Raw genomic sequence first — 21,493 nt, forward strand, 5'->3', positions numbered from 1 at the left:
GAAACTGCTCTACTCCACGGCGTTCGTGAATCGCGGCCTCGTCGATTGGCAGGGCGCGGAAGGACTGCGCTGGAATCTTCAGGCAGGCTCCTACTGGATCGTCTTTTCGGCAGCCGACGCGGGGAGCACCAGCTACATGCCGGGCGGCGCATCCGATCCGCTGGTCGCCTATCTCCATGGCAGCGAGGGCAATTGGCGTCGCCTGCGCGAACAGAATCTCGGCTTCCGCCTCACCGGCACCACCGGCGGCGCGGTGCCCGAACCGGCAAGCTGGGCGATGCTGATCGGCGGCTTCGGTCTCGCGGGGGCAGCGGTCCGCCGCCGCAGGCAGGGCCAGATGCTCGCCCGCGCCTAAACACCGCCAGCCAAAGCAAACACAAAGGCCCGGCATCCCCTGACGGATGCCGGGCCTTTCGCGTGTTGGCGCACCGCCCGATCAGGCCGCGACCGACACCACCTCACGCCCGCCCAGCGAATTGGGGCCGGCACTGACGAGGTCGACCTCGATCAGGTCGCCGATCTTCGCGCTCGTTTCCAGGTGCACCGATTGCAGCCAGGGAGACTTGCCGATCATCTGCCCGGGCCGACGGCCCACGCGCTCGATAAGAACGGAGCAGCGCCGACCGACGCTCGCTTCGTTGAACGCCTGGGAATGCCGGCCCAGCGCCGCCTGCAGCCGCTGCAGGCGTTCGTCGGCCACCGCGTCGGGCAGATATTGGTCGACCCACTCGGCCGCCGGCGTACCCGGACGCGGCGAGTATTTGAAGCTGAAGCACTGCGCATAACCGACCGCGTCGACCAGTTGCAGCGTCTCCTCGAATTCCGCCTCGGTCTCGCCCGGAAACGCGACGATGAAGTCGCCCGATAACGCAATGTCCGGCCGCGCCGCGCGAACGCGCTCGATGATGCGCAGGTACGAATCGCGCGTGTGGCTGCGGTTCATCGCCTTCAGGATGCGGTCGCTGCCCGCCTGTACCGGCAGGTGCAGGAACGGCATCAGCTTGGGCACATGGGCGTGCGCCTCGATCAGCCCCTCGGCCATGTCGTTGGGATGGCTGGTCGTGTAGCGGATCCGCGCCAGCCCCTCGATCCGATCGAGCGCCACGATCAGATCGTGCAGGCCGCGGCCGTCGTTATCGCCCCAGGCATTGACGTTCTGGCCGAGCAGCGTGATCTCGCGCGCGCCGGCATCGACCAGCGCCTTGGCCTCGTCGACGATCGCCGCATAGGGGCGGCTCACTTCGGCGCCGCGGGTATAGGGCACCACGCAATAGGTGCAGAACTTGTCGCAGCCTTCCTGCACGGTGAGGAACGCGCTCGCCCCCACCTTGCGGCGGGTGGGCAGCTTGCCGAACTTGCTCGCGATCGGCATGTCGGTGTCGAGACCCAGCTGGCCCTTGGCGGCCTTGGCGACGAGATCCGGCAGGTTGTGATAGGCCTGCGGGCCGACCACCACGTCCACCTTGGCGCGGCGGGCGATTTCCTCGCCCTCGGCCTGGGCGACACAGCCGGCAACCGCGATCATCGGCTTGCCCGCCTCGCGCAGCTTCAGCCGGCCGATCTCCGAATAGACCTTCTCGGTCGCCTTTTCGCGGATATGGCAGGTGTTGAGGACGACGAGATCGGCCTGGTCCGCCTCGGCGGCGACGAGTCCCTGGGCAGCCATCAGCTCGCCCATGCGCTCGCCGTCATAGACGTTCATCTGGCAGCCGTACGACTTGACGTGATAGGTCTTGGGGGTGGTCATGATCGGCGCGCCTATACGCGGAAATGACGGCAGAAAACAGGCCTTGGACGCCTTCGCTCCCCGCCCGCTTGCGGGAGGGGTCAGGAGAGGGATCGACATGGAAGAAGCGTGACGCCGTTTCAGCCCCCAGCCCCTTCCGCAAGGGGAAGGGGCTGGGGAACGCGGGCGGCGTTCAGCCCTGCTGCTGCGCCGGCGTCTTGTACCCGATCGGATCATCCGCGAACCGGAACGTGCGCAGCGGATGCCCCAGCGTGCGCACCATCGCATCCTCGATCCGCCGCCGGCTCTCCGCCGCGATCGCCTTGCGGCCGGGGAAGTCGCGCGGGTCGAACGGCTCGAGGAAATGCACGCGCAGCCGAAAGCGCTGTTTGCGCGCGAGCACGCGCTTGGCGTTCTTCAGCCCCCGCTCCTGGCCGATCCAGGCGATGTCCTCGCTCGCCGCGCCATAGTCGAGCATCACCGGCTGCACCATCACGCCGGGCGGCGGCGGCTCCAGCACGCGCAGCATCGGCGTCTTGAACGGCAGCAGCGACTTGCCGTCGGTCGTGGTGCCTTCCGGAAAGATGGTCACGGCCCAGGTCTCGGCCAGCGCGTCGCGCAGCTGATTGATCTGCTCGGCGACGCCCATACGGTTCTCGCGCTTCACATAGACGGTGCGGTTGAGGCCCGCGAGCCACCCCACCAGCGGAGAGGCGCCGATCTCTGCCTTGGCGACGAACGCCGTGCCGCTCGCGCCGCCCAGCGCGAGGATATCGATCCAGCTGACATGGTTGGAGACATAGAACACGTCCCGCTTCAGCGGCGTGCCCACCCGCTTCACCTTGGCGCCCGCGATCCGCGCCGCGCTCGCCAGGAACAGCCGCGGCCAGGGCGAGGGCAGCCGGACCAGCCGGAACAGATAATGCAGCGGCACATGGACGAGTAGCGCCAGCGCGAGCCGCGCGACGCGAAACCAGACGCGCGCCAGTTCCGCGCCCGTCAGCCGCGTGGGCAGCCCCTGGGTCGCTTCCTCGCGGCGGCGCCGGGCGCGCTCAGTTCTTGCGGTCGAGCGCAACCCCGTACAGTTCCATGCGGTGGTCGACGAGGCGGAAGCCCAGCCGCTCGGCGATCTGCTTCTGCAGCAGCTCCAGCTCGGGATCGACGAACTCGATCACCTTGCCGCTTTCGACGTCGATCAGGTGATCGTGATGCGCCTCGGGGGCCGGCTCGTAGCGCGCGCGGCCATCGCCGAAATCGTGGCGATCGAGAATGCCTGCCTCTTCGAACAGCCGCACCGTGCGATAGACGGTAGCGATCGAGATGCCGGGATCGATCGCGGCAGCGCGCTCATAGACCTTTTCCACGTCGGGATGGTCGTCTGCGTCGGAAAGAACGCGCGCGATCACCTTGCGCTGTTCGGTGATGCGCAGCCCCTTTTCGTGACAGAGCGCTTCGAGATCAATCTTGCGAGCCATGGGCACGCTGTAGCGCCATTGACGTCATCCGAAAAGGGCAAGCCGATCGCTGACGCTGATCGAGCCGATACGAAAACGCCGGCCGCGGACGGGGGTCCGGGCCGGCGCGTTCTTCTCGATCCTTGCGGACGTGCGATCAGCGGGTCTTGCGACGCTTGGTGCCCAGGCCGATCTTCTTCGCCAGGCTGCGGCGCTGCTCGGCATAGTTGGGGGCGACCATCGGATAGTCGGCCGGCAGGTTCCACTTGGCGCGGTACTGTTCCGGGGTCATCTGATAGTGCGTCATCAGGTGACGCTTCAGCATCTTCAGCTTCTTACCGTCCTCAAGGCAGACGATATAGTCGGGCTTCACCGAAGCGCGGACCGAAACGGCCGGTTCCTGCTTCACTTCCGGCTCCGGCTGGACGGTGCCGAGACCGGTGAGCGCGCCGTGCACGTTCTGGATGAGCTGCGGAAGGTCCGACACCGCGACGCTGTTGTTGCTGACATGCGCAGCGACAATATCGGCGGTCAGCGCGATGAGGGTTTCCTGAATTTCAGATGAAGCTTCCATGATATTCCTTTCGACCCGTTCTCGGCGATTATTCTATCTATCGCCTGAGACGCCCTATCGTTCGAAGCCCAACGATTGGCAAGAGATCAAGTCGCGAGGATTATAAATTTTATGCAAGCGAACGTGCCAAAGTGAGAGCATCCAACGCTTCACCGCTAGTACCGCGATAATAGCCTCGACGTTCACCAACCTTTTGAAAGCCCTCGCGGTGATAGAGGCGGATTGCTCCATTGCCTGCGCGAACTTCGAGATGCAGCTTGGTGGCACCGCGATTGCGCGACTCAGCAATCACTGCCCGTAACAACGCACCGCCCACACCATGCCCCCGCACCGCGGGACTGGTCGCCAGCAACAACAGTTCGGCTTCGTCGAGCATCGCGCGTGCCATGGCGAAGCCGCAATCGCGCCCGCCGATGCTGGCGACGAGCAGCCACACCCCGGAAAGCGCCATCATCCCCATGCACTGGGGCTGGGTCCAAGCCTCGCCATATGCCGGATCGAACGCGGCCTGCATGATGCGGCTGACGGAAGGGAGATCCTGCACCCCGCCCTCGCGCAGCTCGATCGGCCGGGGCGCGGCACTCATGCGAGACCTCGTTCGGCCAGGGTCTTGGCATCCGGCCCGCGACCATAGAGCGGACGCGGCGGAAGCGCGGCGAACGCGGCAGGCAGCAACACGGCGTCCGCCGCGCGCGGCAATGCCTCCCGCAGATCAAGCCCGTCGGAAAGCGAGGCGAGGTGGCGCACCCCGCTGCCGATCGCGGCGCGCCCGTCGAGTGCGGCAAGCGCCGCATCCGGGCGCAGCGAGGCAAGCGGCGCGGTTTCCGTCAACGGCGGACCGGCAAAATGCTGGACGAAGACTTCGCCGTGCCCGCCCTCCAGCACGATGGAAAGACGATCCAGGCCGGAATCGCCGGCAAGCGCCGCGGCGGCGAGCAGCGCGAGGGAGGAATAGCCGTGGACCGGCACGCGCCAGCCGATCGCAAGCCCGCGCGCGGCGGCAAGGCCGACCCGCACGCCGGTGAAGCTGCCGGGACCGACATCGACCAGGATCGCATCGGCGCGGCCGCCCCCGGGCAGTTCGCCGATCATCGGGATCAGTCGTTCGGCATGGCCTCGGCCGACCCGTTCGTGGCGCTCCGCCAGCACGGCGCCGCCCGCCAGCAGGGCCACGGAGCAGGCCGCCGTAGCGGTTTCGATAACGAGCAGTCGCGGGGCTTCAGCCATTGCCCCGCGCTACCCAAAGAATCCGGTGCAGGTCAAATCACCCGATTGAACTTGTCGAATGCGGGGCGCGGCAGGCGCGGATGAACGCTCGACGGGTCGCCGATGCCCAGCGTCGAGATGAAATTGGACCGGACGCTCGGCTGGTCCCCGAAAAAGGCTTCGTCGACCTTGGCATTGTCGAACCCGGACATCGGGCCGGTGTCGAAGCCCAGCGCCCGCGCCGCCATGATGAAATAGCCGCCCTGCAAGGTCGAGTTGCGGAACGCGTGCGGCCGGCGCGATTCCTCGGTGGGGAACCAGTTCTTCGCCTCGGGCGCGTGGGGGAAGAGTTCCGGCAGATAGTCGGTGAAGTTGAGGTCGTAGCCGATGATGACGCTGGCCGGTGCCTTGCGGATCTTCTCGGCGTTGCTGCCGCTGGCGAGGTCGGCCAGCTTGTCCTTGTTCTCCTGGCTCAGCACCCACACGAACCGCGCCGACTGCTGGTTCATCGACGTCGGCCCCATCTTCAGCAGGTCGTAGATCGCCTCGATGTCCGCCTGGGTGATCGGCGTATCGGTATAGCCGTTGAAGCTCCGCGCGGTGCGGAAGATCGTGTCGAGGGCAACGTCGTTCAGCGGCTGGCCCATGGCCTGCGTCCTTTCGTGCGGGTGGGGAGGAAAACCGGGCGTGCTTAGATCGCGCGCACCTCGGTGACTTCGGGTACATAGTATTTCAGCAGCTGCTCGATGCCGTTCTTCAACGTCGCGGTGGACGAAGGGCATCCCGAACACGCGCCCTGCATCTGCAGGAACACCTTGCCCTGATCGAAGCCGCGATAGACGATGTCACCGCCGTCATTGGCGACGGCCGGACGAATGCGCGTCTCGATCAGCTCGCGGATCTGCGCCACGATGTCGGCATCTTCGGGATTGTCGCCGAAGTCGGCGCTTTCGGGCGGCACGCTGAAGCCGGCGGCGCTGCCTTGCGCGAACAGCGGCATGTTCGCCGAGAAATGATCGAGCAGGATCCCGAGCACATCGGGTTTCAGGCTCGTCCATTCCACGCCGGGCGCGGCAGTCACGGAGATGAAGTCGCGGCCGAAGAAGACGCCCGTCACATCGCCAAGACCGAACAATGCATCGGCGAGCGGCGAGGCCTCGGCCTCTTCGGGGCTCGCGAAGTCGCGCGTGCCTGCCTCCATCACGATCCTGCCGGGCAGGAACTTGAGCGTGGCGGGGTTGGGCGTGGCTTCGGTCTCGATCAACATGGCCGTTCACATGGGCGCGTCCTTGCTCAGGATCAAGCCGGGTAGCGGGAAACGCAGGGTTGCCTGTGGGAGGGTGGAAGCGAGCTATGCGTTCGAGCACGGCCCCGGAAAGGGAGGGGCTCGCGATATAGAGTACCCCTCCCCCTCGCCCTGCGCATCGTGTAGGCCCGCCCGCGATGTTTAGCCGTCCGCTGCTCGTTTCGCTGATCCTCGGCATTGTCTCCGCCACCGGCTTTGCCCCGCTGGAATGGTGGCCGCTGGCCCTGCTCTGTTTCGCGGCGCTGTTCGCGCTGGTGTCTGCGGCGCCGACGCTCCGCTCGGCGCTTCTGCGCAGCTGGCTGTTCGGCCTCGGCCATTTCACGCTGGGCGACAACTGGATCCAGCACGCCTTCGACTTTCAGGACAAGATGCCGCCGGTGCTCGGCTATTTCGCCGTCGCGCTGCTCGCCGTGTATCTGGCGATCTACCCCGCACTGGCGATGGGCGCGGCCTGGCTGTTCGCCCGCACGGTGAAGCCCAGATCCGGCTGGGTAGAGCCGGACCTGGGCTATGTCCTCGCCGCAGCCGCGGCATGGACCATCGCCGAATGGCTGCGCGGCGTAGCCTTCACCGGCTATCCGTGGAATCCGCTGGCGGTGGTCTGGGTGCCGGTACCCGGCGTGCGCAACCTCGCGACGCTGATCGGCACCTATGCGCTCTCGGGCGTGACGCTCGCCATTGCCGGAAGCCTCTACCTCGCCACCCAGCGCCAGTATCGGCCTTTCGCCGTCGTGGCGGTGGGGCTGCTCGCGCTTAACCTCGCCTGGTCCGATCGCTGCGACCGGATCCGCTGCATCAGCACCGCGAGCGGCAAGGAGGTGGTGATCGTCCAGCCGAACATCGGCCAGGACGCGGTCAGCCGACCCGATTATGCCGAGTTTCTCCTGAACCGGATGATCGCGCTCAGCGGCAAGCCCGGCACGCTGCCGCGCCTCGTCGTCTGGCCCGAGGGCATGGTCGATTACTTCGTCGAGGACGGCTATCCGGTGCAATGGTACCGCCAGGACCCGCGCCTGGTCCGCGCGCGCATCGCCGCGGTGCTGGGTCCGTGGGACCAGGCGCTGATCGGGGGCACCGCTGCGTATTTCAGTCGCGACAACATGCTGGCCGGTATTGGCAACTCGGTCTGGGCGCTGGGTCCCGACGGCATGCTGGGCGGCCGATACGACAAGGCGCACCTCGTGCCGTACGGGGAATATCTGCCGATGCGCCCGCTGCTCGCCCCGCTGGGCCTCGCCCGCCTGGTGATGGGCGATGTCGACTTTCTCCCCGGCCCCGGCCCGAGCGCGATCGCCGTGCCCGGCTTCGGCAATGCCGGCATCCAGATCTGCTACGAGATCATCTTCTCGGGACAAGTGGTCGACCGCGCCCACCGCCCCGACTTCCTGTTCAACCCCTCGAACGACGCCTGGTTCGGCCGCTGGGGCCCGCCGCAGCACCTGGCCCAGGCCCGGCTGCGCGCGATCGAGGAAGGCCTGCCGATCTTGCGGTCCACCCCCACCGGCATCTCGGCGCTGATCGACGGCCATGGCCGCCTGCTCGGCACGATCCCCCCGAACCAGGCCGGCGCGATCCGCCTGCCGCTGCCCCGCCCGCTGCCGCCGACGCTGTTCTCCCGGCTCGGCAACTGGATGGTGCTGCTCATGGCGGTGTTTACGGGGTTGTTCGCGATTGCCAATCGGCGCTTCGCCCGCTAGGGAGCACATATAAGGAAAGCTTTATATGGGCATGGCAACGGCCCGGCGATCCTTCCCAACCTGAGGAATTTACATGCGTTCCAACTATCTCTTCACGTCCGAGTCCGTTTCCGAGGGCCATCCCGACAAGGTCGCCGACCAGATTTCCGACTCGATCGTCGACCTGTTCCTGTCGAAGGATCCCGAAGCGCGTATCGCCTGCGAGACTCTGACCACCACCCAGCTGGTCGTTCTGGCCGGCGAGATCCGCTGCAAGGGCGTCTATGAGAACGGCGCCTGGGCCCCGGGCGCGCAGGAAGAGATCGAGAAGACCGTCCGTGAGACGGTGAAGCGCATCGGCTATGAGCAGTCGGGCTTCCACTGGCAGACCTTCCGCTTCGAGAACAACCTGCACGGCCAGTCGGCGCACATCGCGCAGGGCGTGGACGCTTCGGGCAACAAGGACGAAGGCGCCGGCGACCAGGGCATCATGTTCGGCTTCGCCTGCGACGAGACCCCGGACCTGATGCCGGCGACGCTCTATTACAGCCACAAGATCCTCGAGCGCATGGCCGCCGACCGCCATTCGGGCGCGGCGCCGTTCCTCGAGCCGGACGCCAAGAGCCAGGTCACGCTGCGCTTCGAGAACGGCAAGCCGGTCGCCGCGACCGCCATCGTCGTCTCGACCCAGCACGCGCCGGGCTATGACGCGGGCGACAAGGAAGCCGAGCTTCACGCCTATGTGAAGAAGGTCGTCGCCGACCTGCTTCCGGCCGAGCTGCTCTCGGACGCGACCGAATATCACATCAACCCGACCGGCTCGTTCGAAATCGGCGGCCCGGACGGTGACGCCGGCCTGACCGGCCGCAAGATCATCGTCGACACCTATGGCGGCGCCAGCCCGCATGGCGGCGGCGCGTTCAGCGGCAAGGACCCGACCAAGGTCGACCGTTCGGCGGCGTACATCACCCGCTATCTGGCGAAGAACATCGTCGCCGCCGGCCTCGCCGCGCGCTGCACGATCCAGCTCGCCTATGCCATCGGCGTGTCGAAGCCGCTGTCGCTCTATGTCGACACCCACGGCACCGGCCGCGTCGGCGACGACAAGATCGAGCAGGCGATCCAGGGCATCGAGAAGCTGGGCGGCCTCACCCCGCGCGGCATCCGCACGCACCTGGGCCTCAACAAGCCGATCTACCAGCCGACCGCCGCATACGGCCACTTCGGCCGCAAGCCCGAGGGCGATTTCTTCCCCTGGGAGCGCACCGACCTGGTCGAGGACCTGAAGGCCGCACTCGCCGCCTGATCGGTCTTCTGATCCGAACATGAAAAGAGCCCCGCCGGCACCCGCCGCGCGGGGCTTTTTCATGCCCGTCATGCCCGCCCGTTTCGCACACCGCCTATAAAACGGGTTGGGCCCGTCATGGTTAACACGGGCCATGGAGGGATTGGGAATGGTTCTCGACTCGGAGGACTGCCAGGCTGCACCCGCACCGGGACTGCATCTTGCGTTTCGGCCGGTGCACGACGTCATCACCGGCCGCGTCTTCGCCTATGAAGCCGTGCTGCGCGGCCCCGCCGGCGAAGAGGGCGAGGAGATCCTCGCCCAGCTTCCCGCCGACCGCCATGCCGAACTCGATCGCCGCGTCGCCGCGGGCGCGGTGTACAAGGCGATGGAAGCCGGCCTGGGCGCGACCACCGCGCGCCTGCTGATCCCGATCCACGCACCGCACGCCGGCGCCGCGGAAACCGCGCTGGCAGCTGCCGCCGATGCCGGGCGGCGTACCGGCCTGGCGACCGAACGCCTGATCTTCGGCATCCACGGCTTTGCCGATACGCCCGGCCAGCAGCTTGCCGACCTGGTCGAGAGGCATCGCCGCGCCGGCGCGCTGACCGCCTTTCTCGGCCTCGGCTATGACCCGATCGGGTTCAGTCCCTGCGTCCGCTATCGCCCCGCCATGGTTCGGCTCGATTCCGAACTGGTGAACGGCATCGACGCCAGCTGGGCACGCCGGCTCATGCTGGAGGAACTGGCGCCGCGCCTGCGCGAACACGGCATCCGCGTCATCGCCGACGGCGTCGCGCGGGAGGCGGTGCTGCAACGCCTGCGCAGCTTCGGGATCTTCCACGTGCAGGGGGATCTGGTCGCGCCGCCGGTGCCCGGCATGCTGCCCCCCACCCGCATCCCCCGGCCTGCCGCGACGGCCTGATCACGGTGGTTCCCCGAGCATGGGCATCAACGCTCGGGTAATCACTTGCTCCTAGTTTCGAATCAAGGGGATCCAGCTTGGAGATGCCCCGTGCTCGACCAAATCGCCCCCGCCCCCCGCCAGGAGCCGATGCCCCGGGACTGGTTCGCGATGGCTTTCCAGCCGGTCGTGAACACCAGCACGCTCATCGTCACTGCGTATGAAGCGACCTTCCGCGGTCCGGCAGGCGAAGGACCGGCCGCCTTTGTGGAGACCTTGCCGGAGGACAAGCGCCCCACCTTCGATCTGCGCTGCCGTATCGCGGCGATCGAACAGGCGATGGAACTGGGCATCACCGAACGCCACACCCGGCTCGCGATCAAGGTGATGCCGCGCTACATTACCGATCCCGAAGCGGACGCCGATCGCATGCTGCGGATCGTCCGCCGCCTCGGCTTCCCCGCCCGCGAGCTGGTGTTCGAGTTCAGCGACCGCGACCATCTCGAAAGCGAGCACATGCTGGCGCTGATGAAGGCCTATCGCAAGCTCGGCTTCCTGATCGCCTTCGACGATTTCGGCGCCGGCGACATGGGACTCGACCTGGTCTCCGCCTTCACCCCCGACACGCTGAAACTCGCCCCTGAACTGGTGCACAGCCTGTGCAGCAGCTGGGCACGGCGCATCGTCGTCGAGCGGGTGGTGGAGATCGCGAAGAAAGGACGCATCCGCCTGATCGCCGAAGGGGTGTCCACGCGCGCCGAGCATGACCGGCTGCGCGCGCTCGACGTGACGCTGATGCAGGGCGACTTGATCGCCGTGCCGCAGGTGGGCGTGCTGCCCCCACCGGCGCTGAGGCTGAACGCAGCAGCCTGAGCGCGAATCAGGGGAATCGTTTGCAGGCTCGCGAAAGCAAGCTGCGTAGATTCCCCAACCGTTTGAATCCGCTGCGGCGACGCCCGGAATGGGAGCACGCCGCAGCTTTGGGTACCTCTCGTTCAGGTTCAGAAGAATCGGGTAGAGGAGCACGTACCATGGCAACCACGATGGATCTCCGGATCGATCTGCAGCCGATCACGGCGCATGGCAGCACGGAGCCTTTCGCCTGGCACGCCGGCATCCATGCACGTCCCCAGGCCTTCCACGGCGTCGACGCGATCCTGCTGCGCGAAGACCGCGCCGAACTCGAGGCGCTTCGCCTCGATCGCGCGTTCGCCGCGGCCGCCGACGCCGGGCTCGTCGCCGCAGGCGCGCTGCTGGTGGTGCCCGTCCAGGTTCGCGCAGGGACCCCCGATCGCCTGCTTGCCCACCTCTTCCGCGCGGCGCTTCGCCACCGCTTCCCGATCGAGAATGTCGTCGTCGAAATCAGCGCCGACGAGGCGACCGATCGCGACGCCGCCGCCGCCATGATCCACGCCTGCACCGATCGCGGCATGATGATCGCGCTCGGCGAGTTCGCTGCCGGTCCGCTGGGGCTGGGGCTGCTCGCCCATTGCTCGCCCCGGCTGATCCGCCTCGCCGGCGCGCTTGCGCATCGGCTCGACGTCGCGCCGGCCCGCGCCCGCCTGATCGAAGGCGTGCTGCGCCTTGCCAACGGCATGGGCGTGACGGTCACCGCACCTGTCCCAACCGACGAGATGGCGCAGCGCGCCGCCCTGGAGGCCGGGCTCCGCCACTTCGAAGGCAAACGCGACTTCGCGCCCCGCGCCCGTCGCTATACCCGGCCGGCCCGCCCCTGGGGCGCCCCCGTCATGCCGCACCGCATCGCCGCCTGAATACGCCGGGATTTGCCAGCGCGCGGCGGCGCGACTATGCGCTGCCCCCCATGGCCGATCCTACCACCATCCGTCGTCTTTATGGCCGCCGCCAGGGCCACAAGCTCCGCCAGGGCCAGTCCGCCCTTGTCGAGGAGCTGCTGCCGCGGGTCAGCGTGCCCGAATCCGGCCCGCTCGATGCCGCCACCCTGTTCGGCGACGACCGCCCCCTGGAAGTCGAGATCGGCTTCGGCGGCGGCGAGCATCTCGCCGGCCAGGCGGCGATGCGCCCGGACCATGGCTTCATCGGTTGCGAACCCTTTCTCAACGGCGTGGTCGGGGCGCTGAACCACATCCGCGACGGCGCGCTCGACAATGTCCGCCTGCACATGGGCGACGCGCTGGAGGTGATCGAGCGGCTGCCCGACGCCAGCCTCAGCCGCACCTATCTGCTCCATCCCGATCCCTGGCCCAAGGCACGCCATGCCAAGCGCCGCATGGTGAACCACGGCCCGCTCGACCTGATCGCCGCCAAGCTGAAGCCCGGCAGCGAATTCCGCCTCGGCACCGACGATCCCACCTATTGCCGCTGGGCGATGATGGTGATGGGCCAGCGCAAGGACTTTGTCTGGCAGGCGCAGACCTCCCGCGACTTCCTCACCCGTCCGGCCGACTGGCCGGAGACGCGCTACGAGCGCAAGGCGCGCCGCCAGGGGCATGAAGTCTGGTACTTCCGCTATGTCCGGGTCTGAACCCGGCCACCGCATCGAGAGCGTCGAGACGGTCTTCGAGGGCTGGGGACGCATGCTGCTGGCGACGCTGCGCACGCCGGACGGCAGCCGGATCACGCGCCAGATCGAGGACCATGGCGATGCCGTCGGCGTGCTGCCCTATGATGCGGATCGCGGCACGGTGCTGCTGGTCCGCCAGTCGCGCCCCCCGCTGATCTTTCGCGGTGATACCGAATCGGTGTTCGAGGTGCTCGCCGGCCGCATTGATCCCGGCGAGGAGGCGGAGGAAAGTGTGCGCCGCGAAGCCGTCGAGGAATGCGGGGTGACGCTGGGTACGATCATCCTGGTCGGCCACTTCTTCTCGATGCCGGCCGTGTCGACCGAGCGGCTGAGCCTCTATCTAGCGCCCTATAGCCGCGCCGATCGCACGAGCGCGGGCGGCGGACTGGCGGACGATCACGAGGATATCGAAGTGATCGAGATGCGGCTCGACGACCTATGGGCGATGGGCATGGGCGCGCTGGCCGACATGAAGACCGCGGTCCTCGTCCTCGCGCTGCGCGAGCGGCTCGCGGCTCAGGCCTGGCCGCCCGCCGCCTGACCACTGCGGCACCACGCCCCCCGCAACATCCGCGCGACAAGGGCCTCCAGCCCTGGGCGGACGAAGATCCAGTCGCGGATCGCCGGGCCCTTGGTCGCGCCCATGGTCTGTTTGTAGCCGCTGTCCCCCGCACCCCAGTCGATCAAAGTCACGCCCCGGTCGCGGGCGCGCAGCAGGTTGCGATACTGGAGCAGCTTGCCCGGCGAATGCTTCGCCACCGCCGGATCATAGCTGTTGGCGATGGCGTAGCAGCGCGCACCGGTGACCAGATCGAACGAGAAGGCCATGGGCCGCCCTTCGATCCGCAGCACCGCGGCGGAGAGCATGCCCGCCAGCACGGGATCGTGCAGCGCAGCCTCCCAGAAGGCGCCGTGCCCCTCGGGCGTGAACTTGGCGTCGCAGCCGTCGGTGCGGTCGACGATCCAGCTGCGCCGTTCGACATCCGCCAGCGCGTCGACGTCGGGCGCCCCCCATTCCCAGGCAAGCGTGCCCGCCGCCGCGAGGTGTTTCTCCAGGTGCCGGTTCTTCCGCAGCGTGGACCCACGCGGCCAGCCCTCGGCCGCGCCGATGTCGAGCATGAAGGAGTCCGCCACGAACCGGTCGAGCAGCGTCCATCCCGTCGCCAGCGCGCGCGCCTTCAACCAGTCGAGCGCGGGATCGCCGTCATAGACCGGCCCGATCCGCAGCGCCCGCACCTGCCGCGCCAGCGCGCCGAGCATCGCATCCGCGGTCGCCTCGCTCGCCCCCTCCGCCACGGGGAAGCTGCGGAACGGCCAGTAGCAGCCGGGGACTTCCGCCAGCCCCAGCCCGCGCGGCCCCTTGGCGACCAGCGGCAGCGCCGCCACGGCGACATGCCCCGCATCCACCACCAGCGTCCGCGCCGTCCCGCCATAGGCTTGCAGTGCCGCGGCGTACCAGGCCCGGCGGAGGAAGCGATGGCTTTCCGCTGCGCACCGCGCGGCGTCGTCCAGCACATCGGCAAGGCCGGGTTCGAAACGGACGACGGGAGCCATGCATCCGGCCTAGCCGCTCACCCGTTACTATCCGGTGCAGCCCATGCTTGCACGCGGCGCACCACCGCTTGCATAAGGAACATGCATGCAAGGCTTCTACCTCTCCACCGTTTCGGAAACGATCCAGGCCGCGATCGCGCCGGTCTTCCTGCTTGCCGGCATCGGCGCGTTCCTCAACACGATGGTCGGCCGCCTCGCCCGCATCGTCGATCGCGCGCGCATCATCGAGGAGCTCCACCCCCGCTCCAGCGGCCCCGAGCATGACCGCCATGTGTGGGAACTTCGGATCATCGATCGCCGCATCTCGGTGATCAACAACGCAATCTTCCTATGCACCGCCAGCGCGCTCGCCATCTGCTTCGTCGTGGCGATCATGTTCGTGTCGCGGCTGGCCAATCTCCATGTCGGAATCTGGATCGCGGTCGCCTTCATCATCTCGATGCTGCTGCTGATTTCGGGCCTGCTCTATTTCCTCGTCGAGGTGCGGATGTCGCTGAAGGCGATTCATGTCCGGCAGGAACTGCTCGAACTCGATTCGTAGCCCATTGCCCTGCAGCCCCGGCCTGACTAACACCCCGCTTCCATTCCACGGTCGGGCAGGCAATGGCGGACGCACCAGTAATCGGCATCATCATGGGCAGCACCTCCGATTGGGAGACGATGCGCCACGCCGCGTCGATCCTCGAGGAGCTGGGCGTCCCGCACGAGACGAAGGTCGTCTCCGCCCACCGTACGCCCCAGCGGCTCTATGACTATGCCACCAGCGCCGCGGACCGCGGCCTGAAGGTGATCATCGCCGGCGCCGGCGGCGCGGCGCACCTCCCCGGCATGGCCGCGGCGATGACCCATCTGCCGGTGCTGGGCGTGCCGGTCGAATCGAAGACGATGAAGGGGCTCGATAGCCTCTATTCGATCGTCCAGATGCCCGGCGGCATCCCCGTCGGCACGCTGGCGATCGGCAAGGCGGGCGCCAAGAACGCCGCGCTGCTCGGCGCCGCGATCCTCGCGACGTCGGACAAAGGCCTCACGGAGCGGCTGATCGCCTGGCGCACCGCCCAGACCGACAGCGTCGCGGAGGAACCGGCATGAGCGACATCCTCCCCCCCGGCTCCACCATCGGCATTCTCGGCGGCGGCCAGCTCGGCCGGATGATCGCCGTCGCCGCAGCCCAGCTCGGCTATCGCACCCATGTCCTCGCCCCCGACGAGGAAAGCATCGCGGCGCAGACCGCGTCCAGCTTCACCCGCGCCGACTATCACAGCCATATCGTGCTCGACGAACTGGCGAGCCATGCCGACGTGATCACCTACGAGTTCGAGAATGTCGCGCTCGCCCCCGTCGCGCATCTCGCAGGCAAGGTTCCGGTGCGGCCCGGCGCCAAGAGCCTGGAGATCGCGCAGGACCGCGCCAACGAGAAGTCGTTCGTGGCGGAGCTCGGCGGCCGCACCGCGCCCTGGGCGCTGGTCACCACCCGCGACGAGCTGCACGCCGCCATCGCGAAGATCGGCGCGCCGTCGATCCTGAAGACGCTGCGGCTCGGCTATGACGGCAAGGGCCAGGTGCGCCTTCACGATGCCTCGGAGGCAGAGGCGGCCTGGGCGGCGATCGGCGAGCGCCCGGCGATCCTCGAGGGCTTCGTTACCTTCAGCCACGAATTCTCGATCATTACCGTGCGCGGGCTCGATGGTACGCTGGCCAGCTATCCGCCGCCCTGGAACGAGCACAAGGACGGCATCCTCGCCCGCTCCACTTTGCCCGCCCCCCCCGAGATCGCCCGCCACTGGACCGAGGCGGCGGCGCTCTCCGGCCGCGTCGCCGAGGCGCTGGGCCATATCGGCGTGCTGACCTGCGAGTTCTTCGCGACCGAGCAGGGTCCGGTGTTCAACGAAATGGCGCCGCGCGTGCATAACAGCGGCCACTGGACGATCGAGGGCGCCGAGACCTCGCAGTTCGAGAACCATGTCCGCGCGATCTGCGGCCTGCCGCTCGGCTCGACCGCGCTGACCGGTAGCCATGTCGAGATGGAGAACCTGATCGGCGACGAGGCCGATCGCTGGCCCGAACTGCTCGCCGAGCCGGGCACCCATCTCCACCTCTACGGCAAGGGCCAGGCCCGGCCGGGGCGCAAGATGGGGCATGTCACGCGGGTGAAGCGGGGCTAGCCCCTCGTCACCCGCGCGCGTGGCGGCTCAATTGCCTTCCGAATCGACGACGAACACCTCGGGCTTCCCCCGCGACAAGGGGTCCCACCCGGCCGAGAGCGCGGAGCGGACGCAGCGCGTGATCGTCGCATCGTCCAATTGGAGACGCCCGCGTGGCAGCCCTTTGAGCAGCCGCTTGGGCGCCGGGAATTCCAGCCACGCCTCGCGCTTGGCATCGCGCTGGGCAACCGCGATGGTCATCCCCTTCCAGCCCTCGTCGTCGGACAAATGGGGCTCGCGCTGCAGACGCCAATCATAGGTCACGCCATCCAGATCGATGGCACCGCTGGTGCTCAGGGATTTCGACATGGGGCGGCCCTTAGCACGCTGTCGGTTCGAAGGCACGGGCTAGAGCGGCACTGCGCCGCGCTGCCTCCCCGCGACTGAATCCGGTCGCCCCCGGCCTGCCGAGATTGTGCGGTGGAACAAGATCACCGTAAACGGCAAGCCGCCGATGAGCTACAAGGCAAGCGCGACCGGCCTTCCGTCGACACGCGGCGCGACCTAGCGCTTCCCCGGCTCCACCCGATCCGCCAGCCGCGCCACTGCGGCTGCGTGGATGCGCTGCGTTGTCGCCAGCACGCCGTACGCCTCGCCCGCGGGGGTGTTGAACGCCAGCGGCTGGCCCAGCGCATCGGTCACCGCCGCGCCGGCCTCGCGGGCGAGCAACACCGCGGCGGCGATGTCCCATTCATGCCCCCAGCGCAGCGTCGCGACGAGGTCGGCCTCGCCGGCCGCCACCATCGCGATGCGCAGCGCGATCGAATTTGGCTTGGGGACCATCACCAGGTCGCGGTCAACCTTGGGGAGCTGGTCGGCCGGCACCCGCGCGCCCGGCAGCTCGGCCCGCTCGGCCGTGCGCAGCGCCACGCCGTTCCGCCATGCCCCCGCCCCGGCCCGCGCCGTCCACACCTCGCCGCGCGCGGGTGCGTCGAGCACGCCGATCACCGGCTGGCCATGCGCCACCAGCGCGATCGAGACCGCCCAGCCCGGCCGCCCGCGCAAATAATCGCGCGTGCCGTCGATCGGATCGACCACCCAGAGCCGGGACAGTGCCAGCCGGTCGGCATTGTCCACCGTCTCCTCAGACAGCCAGCCGGCGTCGGGGAGCAGCGCGCCGAGCCGTTCGCGAAGCAGCGCGTCGACCTCCAGGTCTACCGCGCAGACCGGGTTGCCCGGCGCCTTCTCCCAGCGCGCGAAATCGCTCTGCCAGCGCGCCATGGCGTGACGACCCGCCTCGGCGGCGATTGCCGTGATTTCGGCGGCGAGCTCAGGCACCGGCGATCGTCATCCCGTCGATGCGGAGGGTGGGCGCGTTGATGCCGTAGCGGAACTCCAGATCGTTGGCGGGGGTGATCGCCCGGAACATGTCCTTGAGGTTGCTCGCGATCGTGATCTCCGAGACCGGAACGGTGATTTCCCCCTTCTCGATCAGGAACCCCGCCGCGCCGCGGCTATAGTCGCCGGTCACGCCGTTCACCCCCTGGCCGATCAGTTCGGTAACCAGCAGGCCATAGTCGATCTCGCCGATCAGCGTCTCGGCCGGCACATGGCCCGCTTCCATATAGAGGTTGCTCGGCGACACGCCGGGCGCCCCGCCCCCGCCGCGCGTGGCATGGCCGGTCGGCTCCAGTCCCAGCTGGCGGGCGGCCGCGCTTTCGAGCAGCCAGGTCTCCAGCATGCCGTCACGGACGATCTGCATGCGGTTGACCGGCAGCCCCTCGCCGTCGAACGGGCGCGAGCGCATGCCGCGGGGGCGGTGCGGATCGTCCCAGATCGTCACGCCGCTCGCGAAGATCTCCGTGCCCAGCGCGTCGAGCAGGAAACTGGTCTTCCGCGTGATCGCCGCACCCGAGATCGCCCCCATCAAATGGCCGAGCATGCCCGAGGATACCCGGCGACCGAACACCACCGGCATCGCCCCGCTCGGGATCTTGCGCGGGTTCAGCCGCGCCACCGCTCGCTCGCCGGCCAGCCGTCCGATCGCCTCGGGGCTGTCGAGCTGCGCTGCATGGCGGGCGGAATGATGTGCATGATCGCGCTCCATCGCACCGTCGCTGCCGGCGAGGACGCTGGCCGAGATGCCGTGACTGCTCTGCGCATAGGCGCCGGCAAAGCCATGGCTGGTTACCAGCGCAAGCTGCACCCGGCTGGCGCCCGCGCCCGCGCCTTCGCTGTTGGTGACGCCCGCCACGCCCCGCGCGGCCTCCTCGGCGGCAAGCGCGCGCGCCTTCAGCGCGACCGGCTCCACCTCCGCCCCGTCGTCGAGATCGAGTTGCGGCGGCAGCCCTTGCAACAGCCGGTCCTGGGGAGCCAGACCGGCCCATTGGTCCTCCGGCGCCTCGCGTGCCATCGCGACCACGCGCTCCACCAGCGTGGCAATGGCGTCGCTGGTCAGGTCGCTGGTCGAGACGCTCGCCGAGCGCCGGCCGACGAATACGCGCAGGTCGAGCTCCTCGGCCTCGGAGCGCTCGACATCCTCCAGCGCGCCCATCCGGACGGAAACGGAGAGCGAGCGATCGGCGGAAAAGACGGCGTCGGCGGCATCGGCCCCGGCACGGCGGGCACGCGCCACGGCGTCGGCGGCGCGCTCCAGGGCCTGTTCGTTGTTCAGCATCCGCGCGACTTAGGGGCGCGGAGGCACAAAATCAAAGTCCGGACAAACCCACCACCGCGCAGGCGGCCAGCATCAGGAAGCCGGCATCGCGATTGGCGCGGAAACGCCGCAGCGCATTGGCGCCGTCGGCGGGCTTCAGCGTGGCGATCTGCCAGGCGAGGTGCAGCGCCGCCGGCAGCAGCGCCAACAGCGCCAGTGGGTCGGGCCGCGCGGTCCAGAAGGCCCAGCCCCACAGCGCCAGCGCCCCCAGATAGAGCAGCGCCACCCCGCCCCGGACCTGCGCCCCCATCCGCCGCGCCGAGGAACGGACGCCGACGATAGCATCGTCCTCCACATCCTGCAGCGCGTAGATGGTGTCATAGCCGATCACCCAAAGAATCGTCCCGGCATAGAGCAGCCACTGCGCGCCCTGCCGGCTCGCGAACACCGCCTGCGGATCGCCCGCGACATAGCCGACCAGCGCGCCCGACCCGAACACGATGCCGAGGAACGCCTGCGGCCACCAGGTGATGCGCTTCATGAAGGGATAGGCGGCGACCACCGGCAGCGTCGCCAGCGACCACAGCTTGGCCGGGAGCGGCATCGCCAGCCATGCGCCCAGCCCGATCGCGAGCAGCACCAGCAGCCAGGTCCAGGCCGCGCGCACCGAGACGGCCCCACTCGGCAGCGGACGGCTGCGGGTGCGCTCGACCTGTGCGTCCAGGTCGCGATCGACGATGTCGTTGTAGACGCAGCCCGCCCCCCGCATCGCGATCGCACCCGCCAGCATCGCGCCGATCCGCCACCAGTCGCCATTGGGCAGTCCCGAGAGCAGCGCTCCCCAGGCGCAGGGCAGGAACAGCAGCCACCAGCCGATCGGTCGATCGAACCGCGCGAGCAGCGCATAGGGCCGCCAGCTGCGGGGCAGCAGCCCGAGCAGGCCGCGATGTTCGGTATCGGGAACGATGGGAGTGGCGCCGGTCATGCGCTTCCTGCTGCCACAATCACCAGCCCGGCCCCAAGCCGAAATTTTTCGGGCATAATTTCGCGACAATCGGGGCATAGCGGGGCGCATGGGATTCACCGGGAGGGAAAGAATGCGGGGTTTGTGGATCGCGAGTCTGGTGCTGGCGGTATCGGGAGTCGCGCAGGCGCAGGACCAGCAGGCGGCGCCGCGGCCGCGCGGCCTGTTCGTCAGCCCGATGGGCGAGCCGTTTCGCGGGACCACCGACGGCAAGGCGCCGCAGGACGCCTGGTTCGACGGCGCCGACGCCAATCATGACGGTGCGCTGACGCTCGACGAGTTTCGCGACGATGCGATGCGCTGGTTCAAGGTGCTCGACCGCAAGGGCGACGGCGAGATCGATCCGGCCGACATCGAATATTACGAGACCGTGCTCGCCCCCGAGGCGCGCGGCGGCGGCTTCGAAACCGGCGGCCCGACCATGGGCGACAATGGCGAGGTGAAGGCTGCCGATATCGGCTCGACCCGCGTGCTGAGCGGGCTTGCCCGCTTCAACTATCTCGGCAGCCCGGAGCCGGTGACCGCGGCCGATTCGAGCCTCAACGGCGGGGTCAGCCCGGTCGAGTTCATGAGCGCCGCCAAGCGCCGCTTCGACCTGCTCGACACCAACCATGACGGCAAGCTCACCAAGGACGAGTTGCCCGACCTCCATCCTGGTGCGTTCAAGCGCGGCGGTCGCGGTGGACGTGGCGGCGGTGGCGGTGGCGGACGCCATGGCGGCGGTGGTCACCGCGGCGGCTATATGGGCGGTTCGATGGGTGGCAGCATGGGGGGCTGAGGCCCCCCGCCCTCATTCGCGCTCAGGTACCGGCACGTTGAAGCCGTTGAGCGTCACCGACACCAGGCTGTACAGCCCGACCAGATAGATCAGCTCGTTTGCACCGTGCTGGCCGAAGGTATCCACCGCGAGCCGGTAGCAAGGCTCGGGCAGCACCCCGCCCTTGACCAGCGCATAGGCGACGTCGAACGCGACATTCTCCTGTTCGTCCAGATCGGCGGGCTTGAGCCCCGCGCAGATCGCCGAGATGCGCGCGGGCGACATCTTCTCCGTCTCGGCCACCGCGACATGGGCATAGATCTCATAGGCCGCATCGAAATGCGCGCCGGTTACGAGGATCGCGACCTGCCGCGCCGGATCGGGCAGCGTCGCTTCCATCGACATCGCCTTGGTGAGTTCCCAGATCGCGCCGCCGATGCGGGGCTCGTGCAGCCAGGGGTTCCACGGCCCCATCAGGCTGCCGTCTTCGCCCACCGCGACGAAAGCGTTGAAGTTGGACGAAATGCCGCGCTGCATGTCGGCATAGAGCGGCTTCTGGTCGTCGGAGAGCTGGTCGGGCTTCAGGAGGGGCAGGCGCATGGTCGTGCAGTCCTTCGCTGGACGCGGCGAAGCTGCCGCGCTGCACAAATGCTACAGCGCGCGGATGGCTCCGGCGATCGTACGCGGG

Annotated in this window: 26 protein-coding genes; 12 read left to right on the forward strand and 14 right to left on the reverse strand. The window is 68.3% G+C overall.

The annotated features are described in order from the left end of the window. Positions 1 to 355 (forward strand): PEPxxWA-CTERM sorting domain-containing protein (locus A7X12_RS26140; RefSeq protein ID WP_232318340.1); only part of this gene is annotated, 355 nt, incomplete at its 5' end. Between the two features lie 81 nt (positions 356 to 436). Here A7X12_RS26140 and miaB read toward each other — a convergent pair. The 8 genes from miaB to A7X12_RS03645 all read right to left on the reverse strand — a co-directional run bounded on the left by miaB (position 437) and on the right by A7X12_RS03645 (position 6,227). Continuing rightward, complete coding sequence (gene miaB / locus A7X12_RS03610; protein WP_084445065.1) at positions 437 to 1,747, reverse strand: tRNA (N6-isopentenyl adenosine(37)-C2)-methylthiotransferase MiaB; 1,311 nt, start codon at positions 1,745 to 1,747, stop codon at positions 437 to 439. 172 nt (positions 1,748 to 1,919) lie between these two features. Continuing rightward, a complete protein-coding gene (locus A7X12_RS03615; RefSeq protein WP_443029287.1) occupies positions 1,920 to 2,801 on the reverse strand; it encodes a lysophospholipid acyltransferase family protein in 882 nt (293 codons plus the stop codon). Continuing rightward, a complete protein-coding gene (locus A7X12_RS03620) occupies positions 2,779 to 3,201 on the reverse strand; it encodes a Fur family transcriptional regulator (protein WP_010543711.1) in 423 nt (140 codons plus the stop codon). Before A7X12_RS03620 ends, A7X12_RS03615 begins: the two co-directional genes overlap by 23 nt. Positions 3,202 to 3,337: 136 nt before the next feature. Beyond that, positions 3,338 to 3,754, reverse strand: a complete 417-nt coding sequence (locus A7X12_RS03625; protein ID WP_064310290.1) for a MucR family transcriptional regulator — start codon at positions 3,752 to 3,754, stop codon at positions 3,338 to 3,340. 109 nt (positions 3,755 to 3,863) lie between these two features. Next, positions 3,864 to 4,340, reverse strand: a complete 477-nt coding sequence (gene rimI / locus A7X12_RS03630) for a ribosomal protein S18-alanine N-acetyltransferase (protein WP_064310291.1) — start codon at positions 4,338 to 4,340, stop codon at positions 3,864 to 3,866. Continuing rightward, positions 4,337 to 4,981 carry a tRNA (adenosine(37)-N6)-threonylcarbamoyltransferase complex dimerization subunit type 1 TsaB gene (gene tsaB / locus A7X12_RS03635; protein WP_064310292.1) on the reverse strand — a complete coding sequence of 215 codons (645 nt, stop codon included), beginning with the start codon at positions 4,979 to 4,981 and terminating at the stop codon, positions 4,337 to 4,339. The genes rimI and tsaB overlap by 4 nt, the downstream gene beginning before the upstream one ends. Before the next feature lie 32 nt (positions 4,982 to 5,013). Next, a complete protein-coding gene (locus tag A7X12_RS03640; protein ID WP_064310293.1) occupies positions 5,014 to 5,607 on the reverse strand; it encodes a malonic semialdehyde reductase in 594 nt (197 codons plus the stop codon). A 44-nt stretch (positions 5,608 to 5,651) separates the two neighbouring features. After that, positions 5,652 to 6,227 (reverse strand): NifU family protein, encoded by a 576-nt coding sequence (locus A7X12_RS03645; protein WP_064310294.1) that lies wholly within the window; start codon positions 6,225 to 6,227, stop codon positions 5,652 to 5,654. Positions 6,228 to 6,403: 176 nt separating this feature from the next. Between A7X12_RS03645 and lnt the strand changes: the two genes are divergently transcribed. The 7 genes from lnt (at position 6,404) to A7X12_RS03680 (ending at position 13,214) form a co-directional block, all read left to right on the forward strand. Next, positions 6,404 to 7,963, forward strand: coding sequence for an apolipoprotein N-acyltransferase (gene lnt, locus A7X12_RS03650; RefSeq protein ID WP_064310295.1), 1,560 nt, complete (start codon positions 6,404 to 6,406; stop codon positions 7,961 to 7,963). Between the two features lie 73 nt (positions 7,964 to 8,036). Beyond that, positions 8,037 to 9,248, forward strand: a complete 1,212-nt coding sequence (metK, locus tag A7X12_RS03655) for a methionine adenosyltransferase (RefSeq protein WP_064310296.1) — start codon at positions 8,037 to 8,039, stop codon at positions 9,246 to 9,248. Between the two features lie 148 nt (positions 9,249 to 9,396). After that, positions 9,397 to 10,152 carry an EAL domain-containing protein gene (locus A7X12_RS03660; protein ID WP_064310297.1) on the forward strand — a complete coding sequence of 252 codons (756 nt, stop codon included), beginning with the start codon at positions 9,397 to 9,399 and terminating at the stop codon, positions 10,150 to 10,152. 90 nt (positions 10,153 to 10,242) lie between these two features. Then, positions 10,243 to 11,004 (forward strand): EAL domain-containing protein, encoded by a 762-nt coding sequence (locus tag A7X12_RS03665; RefSeq protein WP_084445067.1) that lies wholly within the window; start codon positions 10,243 to 10,245, stop codon positions 11,002 to 11,004. A 158-nt stretch (positions 11,005 to 11,162) separates the two neighbouring features. Continuing rightward, positions 11,163 to 11,903, forward strand: coding sequence for an EAL domain-containing protein (locus tag A7X12_RS03670; protein ID WP_064310298.1), 741 nt, complete (start codon positions 11,163 to 11,165; stop codon positions 11,901 to 11,903). Positions 11,904 to 11,953: 50 nt separating this feature from the next. Continuing rightward, positions 11,954 to 12,634 (forward strand): tRNA (guanine(46)-N(7))-methyltransferase TrmB, encoded by a 681-nt coding sequence (gene trmB / locus A7X12_RS03675; protein ID WP_064310299.1) that lies wholly within the window; start codon positions 11,954 to 11,956, stop codon positions 12,632 to 12,634. Continuing rightward, positions 12,621 to 13,214, forward strand: a complete 594-nt coding sequence (locus A7X12_RS03680) for an NUDIX domain-containing protein (RefSeq protein WP_064310300.1) — start codon at positions 12,621 to 12,623, stop codon at positions 13,212 to 13,214. Before trmB ends, A7X12_RS03680 begins: the two co-directional genes overlap by 14 nt. On the opposite strand, the gene A7X12_RS03685 is transcribed toward A7X12_RS03680, so the two are convergent. Then, positions 13,190 to 14,227 (reverse strand): GNAT family N-acetyltransferase, encoded by a 1,038-nt coding sequence (locus A7X12_RS03685; RefSeq protein ID WP_064310301.1) that lies wholly within the window; start codon positions 14,225 to 14,227, stop codon positions 13,190 to 13,192. The two genes, A7X12_RS03680 and A7X12_RS03685, sit on opposite strands and share 25 nt — an antisense overlap. Positions 14,228 to 14,312: 85 nt before the next feature. Between A7X12_RS03685 and A7X12_RS03690 the strand changes: the two genes are divergently transcribed. From A7X12_RS03690 to A7X12_RS03700, 3 genes are all read left to right on the forward strand, one after another. Then, positions 14,313 to 14,768, forward strand: a complete 456-nt coding sequence (locus A7X12_RS03690) for a DUF2721 domain-containing protein (RefSeq protein ID WP_064310302.1) — start codon at positions 14,313 to 14,315, stop codon at positions 14,766 to 14,768. A gap of 62 nt (positions 14,769 to 14,830) precedes the next feature. Next, complete coding sequence (gene purE / locus A7X12_RS03695) at positions 14,831 to 15,316, forward strand: 5-(carboxyamino)imidazole ribonucleotide mutase (RefSeq protein WP_064310303.1); 486 nt, start codon at positions 14,831 to 14,833, stop codon at positions 15,314 to 15,316. Further along, the gene (locus A7X12_RS03700) at positions 15,313 to 16,389 is read left to right on the forward strand and encodes a 5-(carboxyamino)imidazole ribonucleotide synthase (protein WP_064310304.1); all 1,077 of its coding nucleotides are present in this window, start codon (positions 15,313 to 15,315) and stop codon (positions 16,387 to 16,389) included. Before purE ends, A7X12_RS03700 begins: the two co-directional genes overlap by 4 nt. A 27-nt stretch (positions 16,390 to 16,416) precedes the next feature. Here the strand turns inward: A7X12_RS03700 and A7X12_RS03705 are convergent, their stop codons facing one another. The 4 genes from A7X12_RS03705 to ubiA form a co-directional block, all read right to left on the reverse strand. Beyond that, the gene (locus A7X12_RS03705) at positions 16,417 to 16,737 is read right to left on the reverse strand and encodes a hypothetical protein (protein ID WP_064310305.1); all 321 of its coding nucleotides are present in this window, start codon (positions 16,735 to 16,737) and stop codon (positions 16,417 to 16,419) included. Between the two features lie 195 nt (positions 16,738 to 16,932). Next, positions 16,933 to 17,706: a 3'(2'),5'-bisphosphate nucleotidase CysQ gene (locus A7X12_RS03710; protein ID WP_064310306.1), complete on the reverse strand. Its 774-nt coding sequence runs from the start codon at positions 17,704 to 17,706 to the stop codon at positions 16,933 to 16,935. Next, complete coding sequence (locus A7X12_RS03715) at positions 17,699 to 19,045, reverse strand: TldD/PmbA family protein (protein ID WP_064310307.1); 1,347 nt, start codon at positions 19,043 to 19,045, stop codon at positions 17,699 to 17,701. Before A7X12_RS03715 ends, A7X12_RS03710 begins: the two co-directional genes overlap by 8 nt. A 31-nt stretch (positions 19,046 to 19,076) precedes the next feature. Continuing rightward, positions 19,077 to 20,009 carry a 4-hydroxybenzoate octaprenyltransferase gene (gene ubiA / locus A7X12_RS03720; RefSeq protein ID WP_064310308.1) on the reverse strand — a complete coding sequence of 311 codons (933 nt, stop codon included), beginning with the start codon at positions 20,007 to 20,009 and terminating at the stop codon, positions 19,077 to 19,079. 112 nt (positions 20,010 to 20,121) lie between these two features. On the opposite strand from ubiA, the gene A7X12_RS03725 reads away from it, so the two are divergent. Next, on the forward strand, positions 20,122 to 20,826 hold the full coding sequence (locus tag A7X12_RS03725; RefSeq protein WP_198161866.1) for an EF-hand domain-containing protein: 705 nt from the start codon (positions 20,122 to 20,124) through the stop codon (positions 20,824 to 20,826). 12 nt (positions 20,827 to 20,838) lie between these two features. On the opposite strand, the gene A7X12_RS03730 is transcribed toward A7X12_RS03725, so the two are convergent. Further along, positions 20,839 to 21,405 (reverse strand): carboxymuconolactone decarboxylase family protein, encoded by a 567-nt coding sequence (locus tag A7X12_RS03730; RefSeq protein WP_064310310.1) that lies wholly within the window; start codon positions 21,403 to 21,405, stop codon positions 20,839 to 20,841. Positions 21,406 to 21,493: the final 88 nt, after the last annotated feature.

It is taken from the genome of Sphingomonas sp. TDK1 (assembly GCF_001650735.1).
In the GTDB taxonomy this organism is placed as follows: Bacteria; Pseudomonadota; Alphaproteobacteria; order Sphingomonadales; family Sphingomonadaceae; genus Sphingomonas.